This is a genomic window from Litorimonas sp., assembly GCA_029936425.1.
GTDB lineage: Bacteria > Pseudomonadota > Alphaproteobacteria > Caulobacterales > Maricaulaceae > Litorimonas.
Genome location: JAPYSU010000008.1, coordinates 1 through 12,504, shown reverse-complemented (window position 1 = coordinate 12,504; position 12,504 = coordinate 1). Strand labels below are relative to the sequence as shown.

At 50.5% G+C, this 12,504-nt stretch carries 9 protein-coding genes; 7 read left to right on the top strand and 2 right to left on the bottom strand.

The genetic code is table 11. The features are described from left to right. Positions 1-179: 179 nt before the first annotated feature. The 7 genes from ACN0IC_RS08790 (at position 180) to ispG (ending at position 9,995) form a co-directional block, all read left to right on the top strand. Entirely contained in the window at positions 180-2,315 is a 2,136-nt protein-coding gene (locus ACN0IC_RS08790; RefSeq protein ID WP_416878406.1) for a GNAT family N-acetyltransferase, read from the top strand. A gap of 40 nt (positions 2,316-2,355) precedes the next feature. After that, positions 2,356-3,282, top strand: a complete 927-nt coding sequence (locus tag ACN0IC_RS08785; RefSeq protein WP_416878405.1) for a glycosyltransferase family 2 protein — start codon at positions 2,356-2,358, stop codon at positions 3,280-3,282. A gap of 206 nt (positions 3,283-3,488) precedes the next feature. Further along, positions 3,489-5,663, top strand: coding sequence for a TonB-dependent siderophore receptor (locus ACN0IC_RS08780; protein WP_416878404.1), 2,175 nt, complete (start codon positions 3,489-3,491; stop codon positions 5,661-5,663). 67 nt (positions 5,664-5,730) lie between these two features. Further along, entirely contained in the window at positions 5,731-6,324 is a 594-nt protein-coding gene (locus ACN0IC_RS08775) for a hypothetical protein (protein WP_416878403.1), read from the top strand. Then, on the top strand, positions 6,324-7,628 hold the full coding sequence (locus ACN0IC_RS08770) for a PepSY-associated TM helix domain-containing protein (RefSeq protein ID WP_416878402.1): 1,305 nt from the start codon (positions 6,324-6,326) through the stop codon (positions 7,626-7,628). The genes ACN0IC_RS08775 and ACN0IC_RS08770 overlap by 1 nt, the downstream gene beginning before the upstream one ends. Positions 7,629-7,739: 111 nt before the next feature. After that, positions 7,740-8,534 (top strand): helix-turn-helix domain-containing protein, encoded by a 795-nt coding sequence (locus tag ACN0IC_RS08765; protein WP_416878401.1) that lies wholly within the window; start codon positions 7,740-7,742, stop codon positions 8,532-8,534. Positions 8,535-8,858: 324 nt separating this feature from the next. Next, complete coding sequence (gene ispG / locus ACN0IC_RS08760) at positions 8,859-9,995, top strand: flavodoxin-dependent (E)-4-hydroxy-3-methylbut-2-enyl-diphosphate synthase (protein WP_416878400.1); 1,137 nt, start codon at positions 8,859-8,861, stop codon at positions 9,993-9,995. 2 nt (positions 9,996-9,997) lie between these two features. Here ispG and ACN0IC_RS08755 read toward each other — a convergent pair whose 3' ends face one another. After that, positions 9,998-10,186, bottom strand: coding sequence for a KTSC domain-containing protein (locus ACN0IC_RS08755; RefSeq protein ID WP_416878399.1), 189 nt, complete (start codon positions 10,184-10,186; stop codon positions 9,998-10,000). After that, a complete protein-coding gene (locus tag ACN0IC_RS08750) occupies positions 10,186-12,102 on the bottom strand; it encodes an ATP-dependent nuclease (RefSeq protein WP_416878398.1) in 1,917 nt (638 codons plus the stop codon). Before ACN0IC_RS08750 ends, ACN0IC_RS08755 begins: the two co-directional genes overlap by 1 nt. Between the last annotated feature and the right edge of the window lie 402 nt (positions 12,103-12,504).

The window sequence follows — 12,504 nt, the reverse complement described above, 5'->3', positions numbered from 1 at the left end:
AGACATCTGGGTCTCAGCTCTTCGCATTATATAGCTCCGTCTCACGACCCAGCATAGATTACTTACTTCAGAAGCTCCACTCCATGGCCGCCCTGGCATAAGACGTGCATGTAAACCCCTGTACCACATCATTTTGCCCGTTTGAGGGTCAGAATGATACAGACTTTAGGGTTGAACATATGGGCGCATCGCTGGCCGTTTTAGGGAAAGCCTTCCTGCTGGAAGGGGAGCCTGGCCGCATGCCCTATCCTCGTTTCTACTGGCCAAGCACTCTCAAGAAAAGCCTAGGTAAGTCTACATATCAAGCCGCGCATAATCTTCATCATCTTGATCAATTCTCCGATGAGAAGCTGGCGGAATTGCTGGATCGATATCCGAGGGAAAAGCTGGGAATTTATCGCTTCCCCGACCATAGTAATTCGGCGCAAAAGGCCGAACACGGACACGTCCCTACGCTATCGGGTGCAGACATTCTGGACGCCGTCAGAGACGGGCAAATCTGGCTCAACCTACGCGCCGTGAATAAAGAGCTGCCCGAATATGAAGCGCTGGCGGAGACGATTTTCGACCAGCTCAAACAGGCCTCTGGCACCGCGACCTACAAAGAAGATGTTGGCGTTCTGATTTCCTCGCCGAATATTCACGTCCATTACCATCTGGATATTCCGCTCGTCTGTCTGGTGCAGATTCGCGGTGACAAGAAAATTTCCATCTATCCCAAGCGCGCGCCCTTTGTAGAGCCGGACCAGATTTCGGCCTTTGCCCTCCGACGCCAAGATGAGCAAATGACCTATCAGGATCGCTTTGAAGACGCGGCCGATGTGATTTCGCTGGAGCCGGGCCTCGCCGTGACGTGGCCGCAAACTGCGCCGCACCGGGTTCAGAATGGCAATTCATTAAATGTCTCACTGTCCTGCGAGTTCATGACGGCTGAAGGTCTGCTGAAAGCGAACGCGCTTCATACCAATGCAAGTTTGCGCAAGGACAGCAGCTCTCACGCGCCCTTTCCGGATAAGGTCAATTTGTCGACCGTGACGAAGGCGGGCGCCGCCCGGGTGCTGAAGAAGATTTCTCCGCTTCCCGAAAAAGCTCCGACGGCTCTAAGTTTCGAATTACTCAAGGGCGGGGAGATAAAACGGCTGGAGCCAGAAAATAAGGCCCCCTTGAAATCAAGTTTTTCTTGCCGCGTTATCAAACCTGAAGATCTAACGGAGCAGGAGCGTTGGGAATGGAAAGAATTAAAGCTTTCCAGTTTTCAATATGACACGCCGCTTCTGTCCCCGGAATTCATGGATCTGGTGGCCAAGTCCAGACAGGACGTCAGATGTCTTCTGGTTCGCGAAAACGAGACTCTTGTGGCCATCCTGCCTGTGTTCGAGCGGAGCTTTGGCCTGATCAGACCTGTCGGCGCGCCCTTTTCGGATTACGCCGCGCCAATCGTCTCGAAATATACAGATATGACGCTGGAACGGATAATCGAGCTTTCTGGATATGCAGCCTATCGCTCAAATTCCGTCTTGTTGACTCCGTCCGAACTGGACGAAGCTGAAAAAGAGGCGGCGACACGGTCTTTCATTATTCATCTGAACGGCCAAACGGCGGAGAAGAATCTGGAATCCCACCGATCCCAACATGCAAAACGCTATAAGAACTTTCGCCGTCTGATGAACAAGCTTGAGCGCGAATGCGGTAAGATAGACTTTGTTTTTGGCGCGGCGAAGACCCTTCCGGTTGAAACTTTGCTGACGTGGAAGAGCCGGCAGTTCTCAAGAGAGGGGCTTCTGGACATTACGGCGTCCCAAAATAGCGCGTCAATTCTAGACCGGGTCGCCCAGTTGGAAAGCTCTGAAGATAGCAATCTGTCCGGTTTTATGACATGCCTTAAAGTCGATGGAGAGATGATTGTCGGGCATTTTGGCATACGCGATGAAACCAGTTTTCATCCCTGGATTTCGGCCTATAACCCTGACTTTGAAAATTACAGCCCCGGCATATTGCTGTTATATAAAGTTATCGAGGAAATGGGCCGGATGGGGCTGGAAAGTTATGACCTTTCAACAGGTCATGAGTCCTACAAGAAGTATTTTTGTAACTCCGCCAGATATACGAAAGACGTAAATATCACGGCGCCAAGTTTTGCGGGTAGACTGCAAAAGCTTGGTTATGAAAGCTGGAATTATATCGGCGGAGAAAACCCCAATAGTCCGGCCGCCCGAATGCGGCGAAGATTTGACCACATTTTTGTTTGCGAGCCGAAAGTCATCGGCCGCATAAAAGAAATTCTATTCGCCTTTCTTAAGAGGAGCGGTGTGTAGGGTGAGGTCCTTAAAACCTTTCTCTTTGGCTGGGCCTGATATGCGGCATGAAAATAAAATATCGGTGGTTGTGCCCACTTACCGGCGGGCGGAGGGACTCTCGAAAACACTCGAGAGTCTCAGAACTCAACTTTTTGCTGACCTCCCTTTTGAAATCGTTGTGGCGGATAACAATCCAAACGCGGACGCCCGTGAACACGTGGCCGTTTTTGACCGGGCTTCCGGCGTAAAAGTTCATTATGTCCATGCTAAGATACCGGGCGTCTCCAATGCCCGCAATGCGGCCATGGATGTGGCTTCGGGCCGATACATTGCTTTTCTGGATGACGACCAATACGCCGCGCCGAACTGGTTGGAGGAGATGTATAAGGTCCTGAAAGCGCATAATTGCTGCGCCGTTTTCTGCCAGACCCGGGCCTGCGTGGATGAGAGCTCGCCGCATAGCGCGTATCTGAAACGTTTCTTCTCCAGAGACAGACCTGATCTGGAAACCGGAAAAATTGATCGGTTTTTCGGGGCCGGAAATTCCTTAATCGATAGAGAAGCCGTCACTCTGCCGTCTCCGGTTTTCAGTCCCGCCATGAACGAAACCGGCGGCGAAGATGACATATTATTCGAGGCTTTTTTGAAACAGGGCGGCCAGATGGGCTGGACAAAGGAAACCTATGTTTTTGAAGATATCCCGGCCAAACGCCAGACAGCAAAATATATTCGCGTTCGCAGTTTTGCCTTTGGCCAGGGCCCGACTCGAAAACACGCGGATTTAGGGCCACTTAACCTGCTCGGGATCCTGAAATGGATGTGTATCGGTGCGGCGCAAGTCATAATGTTTGGCCCTTTGGCGGCGATATGCCGGGTTATGAAACCGGGGCTCTATTTACATTTTCTCAGTAAGGCCAGTGCGGGCGCGGGAAAGATCCTTTGGCAAAAACCGTTTCGTCCAAAACTTTATGGGGCCGGGGCGTAACTGCCATTATCAAGACTTCTGGTTGTTTGGGCCTGCCAAATATCACAGCATTTTCCACCCCGATTTATTTTTCGAAACCGAAGTCCCTATAGGCCTGACTTTTTCTTCACTTTGTTCTTGCGACTTATTATCAGTTGCGCTAGGCGCCTCCTGATATTAACTGCGAATAACTCGCAATATTAGAATGAAGTTTGAAGGAGAGACGTGTGAGTCTTCAACGCCGATTATTAGGTAGCGCTTTGGCTGCCTTGCCTATTATATTTTTCCAGACGGTTTCTGCGCAGGCCCAGATAGCACAAGCGCAGGCAGCTTCGGATCAGGACGACGAAATAGTAGTCACAGGCCGTGTCTCGACCTTTGGCGCGACAAAATCGGACATCCCGATTTTGGAAACGGCCCGATCCGTGAGCGTCATTGACGCGGACGAGTTTCTGGAAAGGGGCTCTCTGACTCTGGATGATACACTGAATTACACAGCCGGCGTTGTCGGGGATACATTCGGCTTTTCAACACGGGGGGATTTCCCCCGCGTTCGCAGTCTGGACGTTCCGGAATATCTCGACAATATTCAGGTTCTCTTCGGATTTTACAATAATGCCCGCTCAGATATTTACACACTGGAACAGGTCGAAGTCCTGAAAGGTCCGGCCTCTGTTCTTTATGGACAAGGGTCTCCGGGCGGTATTTTGAACACGGTTAGCAAAAAGGCCGGGTCGGAAAATCTTGGCCGCGAAATTGTTCTGGATTACGGCACGCATAATCGTTTTCAGGCCGCCGGTGATTTCGGGATTGATTTATCAGGAGACGGGGAATGGACAGCCCGGCTCGTCGGACTCATTCGGGACAGCGATACCCAGGTCGATTTTGTCGAAGATAATGCGCTCGTTTTTGCCCCCTCCGTGACATTTGAAAATGCGAATACCACAATTACGGCGCTTGTGAATTATACGGACAGGGAAAGCGATACGTCTCACCAGTTTCTCCCGCTCTCCGTTTCCGGATGCGGTAGTGATGAGGTTCAAATTTCCGAAGCTGAAATTTGCGCTGGAACAACCGGAAACGAAGTCGATCCATCTCTTTATGTCGGCAGCCCGGACTTTAACAGATATGATACCGAGTCATTCTCCATCACCCTGTTCGGGCAACAAAAACTAAACGAGATTTTCTCGCTCGAGGGGACGGCGCGATATCGCAATAATGAGGCTGACTACAGACAAAGCTGGGTTTCCTTTCTCGGGGCAGGCACAGCCCGCACAACGCCGGACGGCACCGCTATTGGACGAAGCTGGTATGACGCTCCGGCCGGGTCTAACCAGTTTGCATTGGACAGCCGATTGCGCGCCAGTTTCGAAACCGGCCCGGCGTCTCACGAAATTCTGGCAGGGGTAAACTATCAGGATGTCGAAACAGAACGCCGCGCGGCTTTCTTGGGCAGGCCCACAAGTTTCAATCTTTTCAACCCCGTTTATGACGGTTCTGAAATACCGACTGAAGCCGCCTTCAACGCGGCGCGAGGCCTCTCTGAAAGCACGACTGAGACCATTGGCTATTACGTTAATGACCAAATCAGCGTTGGTAATTTTGTTCTAAATGCCGGAGTGCGATTTGACGATCTGGAGTCCGGAAATGGCACAACCGTTCAGGATGACAGCGCGACAAGTTTCAGCTTTGGCGGTTTGTATAAAACGTCATTCGGATTGAACCCCTATGTTAATTACGCGGAGTCTTTTCAGGCGACTGTCGGGGTAGATGCGAATACGGGCGAAAACCTCAAACCTCAGGAAGGTGAGCAGATTGAAATCGGGGTGAAATATCAACCTCCCGGAACTCGCACTTATATCACAGCAGCCTATTTCGATATTGAACAATCCAATCTGCCCAATCCGCAGGCCCTGCAGAATGCGGCCTCTCAGCAGGAAGGCGTTGCGAAAATAAAAGGGTTTGAGGTCGAAGCGCAAACCGCAATTGGAGATATTTATCTGGACGGCGCTTTCAGCACGCTGGACACCGAAGACCCGAATGGAATTCCGATTTCCAGTATTCCCGACGTTCAAGGTTCGGCCTGGGTGACGTGGAAACCCTCCCAAGGTCAGCTGAAAGGCTTTCGACTGGGGGCGGGCGTCAGGCACGCCGGAGATAATGAAAGTCAGGGCGTCTCCTTCCTTGCTTCGAATAATTTCCAACCGTCCGTCGTAAAAGTCGAGACAGATGGATACACTGTTTTAGATGGTTTGATTGGCTATTCCTTTGAACAGGTCGATTTAACGCTAAATGCCCGGAATGTGTTTGACACAGAATATTATGGGACATGTTTGGCGCGCGGGGATTGTTTCCCGGGCGAAGGCCGAACCGTCGTCGCGCGGGCCGCCTATCGTTTCTGATTTATTTAATTCAAGACCCTCCGCTTGCCCGGCGGAGGTCTCTGATGAGGAAGGTCTTTGAGCTGAAATGACATTTGTTGAAATTATATGCGCTCTGATAGGGACAGGTCTTTCAGGCCTGGGCCTCTTCTCGCTTTACAGGGCCTGGAAAGGTCATCCGAACAAGCAGCTGCTCAGCTATTCGGGATGGGCCATGTTATTACTTGCCCTGCTTTTTTGGGGCGCGGCTGGCGGTAAAGATCGCGGAATAGCTTTGGGCGCTATTGTTATCAGTCTTCAGGCGCTTTTATTCGTCGCCTATCAGGCGTTTCTTGATAACGCCCCGAAGAAAGCCCGCCGGCGCAAAATCAGAAAGATAAAACCGACTGAAAAGGTCGGGGCCTTGGTCGTAACCAGACGTATTGGAACAGCACTTTGGGTGACATTAGGCTGCGGAGCTTTGTCGTTTCTGACGGCCATTGGGCTGCATGAGCTGCTCTGGCAAACTGGGGTTCATGCGTCCAATTCGCTTGTCTTGGCGTTGTTTGTTTTTCCCATCCTCTGGGCAGGACTGAGCGCGTTATCCCTGACCTCTCGTAAAAGAGCGATGAAACTCGGGACTTATGCACTTTTGGGACTGAGCAGTACGGCCATTTTGTTTATTGGAAACGGGGCCTTGTAATGCTCGAAAAAACGCAGCCTCCAATTGTCAGAACCAACGCGCCTACGCTCGTAAGGCGCGCGCTGTCCGCCCATTCTGTGATGGGCATAGCCTTGTCCGCCGTGCTCTACATCATTTGTCTGAGCGGAACCGTCAGCGTGTTTAAAGAAGACATTCACAAGCTGGAGCAGCGCGGCGAACCGCGGGTGGAATATCTTTCGCCGGAAAGCGCGCAGCGGGCCGCCGAAGCCGGATTTAACGAAGAGCCGAGCTCTGCCCATCTCTATATTCAAATGCCGTCTGGCGGCCATAGCCGCGCTTTGGTGCAGACGGATAATCAGGAACGTTACATCACGGCAGAGGGCGCGCTGTCAGACGAAATCGCGCATCCGTGGAGCACGTTTCTGATCGATCTGCATTATTATCTGCATTTGCCGAAATCTTTCGGCATGATTGTGGTCGCGATTTTCGGTGTGTTTCTCTTTGCCATGTCGATTACGGGATTGTTGGCCCATCCGAATATATTCCGGGACGCCTTTTCCTTTCGCCGGTCAAAATCGGAGCAGATCAAAAAGGTCGATTTGCATAACCGGCTGAGCGTCTGGACGGCGCCGTTTCATATTTCCAACTCCCTAACCGGGGCGATGATCGGTCTGGCGGTTCTGTCCATTGCCGCGCTCGCCCCGATGAAATATGGCGGAGACCGGGGCGCGGTTTTTGCGCCAGTTTTTGGCGGCGAACCCGCTGTCGATGAGACCCCCGCGCCCCTGGCCAATATTGATCGAGCCCTGCGCTATATGGCTGAAAACCATCCGGACAAACCGCCCGCCTATGTCATCCTGCACGATCCGAAAACGGCGGGGCAGTACCTTCAGATCATGGCCGAGCATCCGCGCCGCCTCATCTATGCCGAGAAATACAACTTCACCGGAGACGGAGAGTTTATCGACACGGTCGGGTCAGCCGACGGCACGATCGGGCAGCAGGTCGCGGATTCGGTGTACAAGGTTCACTTTGGCCAGTTCGGCGGCCTGCCGGTCAAGCTCGCCTTCGGGATTTTCGGGATATGCCTGCTCTATATCATCACGTCGGGCCTGCAGATCTATTTCCTCAAGCGCCGCAATAAGGGCCGGGACGCGCCGGCGCTGGAAGGCGCGTGGAAAGGGCTGATCTGGGGCGCGCCCATCCTGATGGCGACGAGCTTTGCCGCCTCCATGGCCCTGCCGCTGAGCGCGCCGGTGCTCACTCGTCTGTTCTGGATCGGCCTGATAGTCTTTACCGTGGGCGGCGCGATGATCGCGAGGCGGCGGGAGGCGTCCGCTTAAACGGCGCATGTTATCCAACAGCGAAAATACGGCTAAACATGTGAAAGCGCTTTGCATTTTTATTCATTTTGATTAACGCTACTTTCACCACACTTCTTTAATGATTTTGCCGTGACACAGCCTCTGAACACAGATGCGGCGCCAGACACAGCCTCTGAGACGTCCCCCCTGAAACCGCTTCATATTGGCGAAAGCCTGAGGGCGCGTCGCCGCGTGCTCGATCTGAGCCTGGAAGATGTTACGGACGGCACGCATATCCGTCCGGAATTTCTCAACGCCATTGAAACGCTGGATATAGAGCGCCTGCCTTCTGTCGGCTATGTGCTCGGCTATGTTCGCACCTATGCCAATTTCATCGGCATGAACGGGGCGGACGCCGTGGCGCGGTATAAGGTTGATAGCGCCGTACCGCAAAATCTCGGCATGCGCGATCGCCCGCATTTCGTCCCGAAAAAGCGTCTCCGCCTGCCGCGCGGGCTGATCCCCGCGCTCGGCGTGATCGGTTTCGCGGTCATGCTCGGCGTCTGGTATGGCGGCAATACTCAGACCGTCGCCTCCGAGCCTGCTATTCCCACCGTCTCCACTTTGTCCGGAGAGGTCAGCGAAACGCAGGCCGCCGACCCGGATATGGTCACGCTCACCGCGACAGCGCCGAGCTGGATCGAAGTCAAAAACCGCGCAGGCAAAACACTGGTCAGCCGGATTTTCGTGACCGGAGAGCGCTATGCGGCGCCGAAAGGCTCCGGCTACACCGTCTCTGTGCGCGATTCCGGCGCGGTCAGCCTCGCTATTGGCGCGCGCGATTTCGGCCCCCTCGGCGTCGCAGGGGAGCCCCTGCGCGACGCGCCGCTTTACTCGCCCTCTCTGGCCGGCACGCGTCCGACGAAAGCCGAACTGACCCAATAGCGTGATCCGCTCCCCTTATAATCGCTGGATTTATTGGGGATGTTTGTTTTTTCTCTTTGCGGCCTCTTGGAGTATTGCTGAACTTTTCGGGCTAGCGTGTGCGTTTCTGATAGTTTTTGCGCTGTTTGCTTTTGCGGTAGCCTCCGAAGCAATTTTCCGATGCCCTCAATGCAATCAATCCCTCATCAACAGACTGGAGGGGGAACCACCCTTGCCATTACTCGCCAAAAACTGCTCGTCCTGCGATTACGAATATAAATAGCCGCACACCACTCGCCGCCTTTTCGTCTTTATTCTGACACGTGGCCGTGGCACTAAGGCCCCATGAGTTCCCAACCGACAGATATCAATTCCATCCGCCCGTGGCGCACGATTGAGCGCCGCAAGAGCCGCAAGATCCGCGTTGGCAGCGTCGAGGTCGGCGGCGACGCCCCCATCGCCGTGCAGTCCATGACCAATACGCTGACCCATGACGTCGAGGCGACGGTGGGGCAGGTGCTGGCCCTGCAAGAGGCGGGGGCCGATATCGTCCGCGTCTCCGTACCCGATCCGGATAGCGCGGCCGCGCTAAGGTCCATCGTCGATCAGGTCCAGGTCCCCCTCGTGGCGGATATCCATTTCCATTATAAACGCGGCATAGAGGCGGCGGAAAACGGCGCGGCCTGCCTGCGCATCAATCCCGGCAATATTGGCGGGCAGTCGCGGGTGAAAGAAGTCGTCGCGGCAGCCAGAGCCAATGGCTGCTCCATCCGTATCGGGGTGAACGGCGGCAGCTTGGAGCGCGAACTGCTGGAAAAATACGGCGAACCTTGCCCCGACGCCATGGTCGAGAGCGCGCTGATGCACGCCCGCATGCTCGATGACGAAGGCTTCCACGACTATAAAATCTCGGTCAAGGCGTCAGATATCTTTCTGACCGTCGCCGCCTATCACCAACTCGCGGACGCCACAGACGCGCCGCTGCATCTGGGGATTACAGAGGCCGGCGGCACGCGCATCGGCACGGTCAAATCCTCTATCGGCATGGGCAATTTGTTATGGGCGGGAATTGGCGACACCATACGGGTCAGCCTTTCCGCCGATCCGGTGGAAGAGATCAAGGTCGGCTTCGACATGCTCAAATCGCTGGGGCTTCGCACGCGCGGCGTCAATATCATCTCCTGCCCGTCCTGCGCCCGGCAAGGCTTTAACGTCATAGAGACGGTCAAGACGCTAGAAGACAGACTGGCCCATATCAGCGAGCCAATCTCGCTTTCCATCATCGGCTGCGTCGTCAACGGCCCGGGCGAAGCCATGTTCACCGATATCGGCTTCACCGGCGGAAGCGCCGGCTACGGCATGATGTATCACGCGGGGAAAAAGACGGGGAAGACCGATAACGAGGATATGATTGACGATATCGTGCGGTCGGTTGAGGAACGGGCTGAGGTGTTGCGGGGAAGCCGCGAGGCGGCGGAATAGGTTTAGAATTTCCCTTTAATATAAAGGTTGTAAAATTTCCCTTTGGATTTGGATTGTAAAAACTCTTCGTAGAGTTTTAATGGAAAATTGGGAAAGTCATATTTACCACTTTTGACAAAGGTAATAACTAAAACCTTTGATACCGGGTCATAGTCTATAAATGATATCGCTCTGGACTGAACAGCAGGCATTATTTCACTTCTTTTTCAGCTACATTATATATATTTTCTAAAACAGCGCGCAGACATTTAATTTCACCGTGTTCTTCAATTTGTCTTAAAATAGCAGAATAAACAAGTTTTGGGTTTTTGAAGTCCCTACATCCGTAAGTGGACTTAGCAATACTCAGGTTCTTTTCGAAGTTTGGGTGTTCATCAAGCACTGATTTGGATATGTTGTCCGGCCATACGCAGAAATTCTCTTGCATTAACGTTTTCTCTATGAAGCCACTTTCGCATTCAATTCCAAGCTGAGAGAACAAACGTAAATTAGTTTCTATAATTCCTTTATTTACAGACTTCTTTGCACCTTGGTATTTGTTGTCACAATCTATTATTACGAAGAATGGGATTCCAAAGTGTTTGCAAATTTCAATTATTGGTGTGATTTGATTCTTTCCGAGGGCCGGGACAATATTTATTCCAAGTTCAAGAAATTTCGCTCTTTTGCCATATGCTTCAATTGCAGCATTTAGATAGCCAAGGTCTTCTAAACCTTCTACTAGCACTACAAATCGGCTGAAAAAGATCTCAACTATTTCTAAGTTGAATAGAGTATGAAAACTTGCAATGGTACTAGCCACTGCATCAGTGTTAGTATTAAAAATCTTCCCTATAGATTCAGTAAAATCTTCTAGAGAAACATTTTTTAATATAGTTTTTCCTTTACTGTTCCTAACAGTGCTAAGTTTATCAAAAAAATCAGGTGTTATAAATAACGGTGAATGTGTTGTTATTAATACTTGCTCATGATTAGACAGCTCAAACAAATATCTTGCAAGTAACTTTGCCTGAGGTGGGTGTTGATATAATTCAGGTTCTTCAAAAGCTATCAATAAACTTGGGGTAAAATCGGATTCCTCTTCTTGAATTTCACTAATTATTTTAAAAAGTGCAACTAAATAATTTCTCTGAAGTCCATGCCCAAAAAGTTCAATTGCCCCTCTATGAGACCCACTAACAAGTTTTACCGCCGCTTTTGGGTGTACAATTTTTAAGTCACCTGAATTATGCTCCCAATCTAGTTCGATTGTCTCGTTACCCATCGATATTTGCTGAAAATTCAGGTTTAAGCTCTTTGCAACATCATCTAACGCTGATCTCTGATGGTTTTGAATTTCGGATAGCTCACTTGATATTGTTTTTTCAAGCTGCGCAATTTTTTCGTCAAAATTAGTTTGTTTTCTAGCTGCGAATGCGATCAGTTCTGATAACGTGTTTCGTCCCTCAAGGGATTCTTCAGCAGCGTTTTTTACGGCAGGTATGAAAACCCATTTCAAATACTTTCTTATGATTGGATTTGGGCCAATCGCCCCATAAGCTTCGTCATTGCTCTCAATATCTACACAATCATCGGGTACCTTCGCTTCATAGGTCCTCAAAGCATCTAACTTTGCATCCTTATTAGAGACTTGCGTTTTTGGAGGTAATCCATCAAAGGATTTTTGAAGCTTGGCATACTCTTCGTTGAAATCACTGATAGGGGATATCTTTGAAAGCTCAAAAGCTTGAGTGAATTCTTTTAATCCACGTCTAATGCCAGTAAACTTTGAATTGATAATTTCACCTTCTCGTCGAGCAGTTAATTTTAATGTAACTTTTGGGGTATGCGTGTATTCCTTAAAATCGTGGACGGCTTGCTCGTTAAGGCTGTCAAAGGTTATTTCTATCGATAACTCGTTGGCTTTTTCATCGTCTTTATTAATATGAAAGTCATCAATACTAATATTGGCCTTTTTACCCGTTGAAGAGAGAAAAGTATCTAATGCTAGAAAAAGAGCCGATTTCCCAGTATTATTTTCTCCAACAAAAACTCCAAAATTCTTGAATGAGTGTTCGAGTGATTCAAAACACTTATAATTAGTAATCTTTATGGATCTAATTCTCAAAGGTACCTCCCCAAGTGTATTGTGACCAATGCACGTATACCTAGCAAACTCAAGAAATTATTATCGCTTCAGTATTATCATAAGTTGTACTTAGTTTCTTGTTAGATTGATAGTTGTTTCTGTCGTTATGGTTGTATCGAATAATGGAAAACGGAATATATATAATTGGCACATCTAAACTATCTACCAATTTTTTTAACTATATCTTCCCACTTATCCCGCCAAAAACCCCAACATTCCCAACCCCTTACCCCTAAAATCAACAAAATGATCCGCACCTTCCCTTTTGCCCTTATATTCAAAATTGTTCTTTTGCTCATGGACAGGAAGACGTCACCTTCTGGAGCACGAGACGGCGGGACTGAGCGACCTTTCGTGACTGAGAGGTGTGTGCCGGGTCTG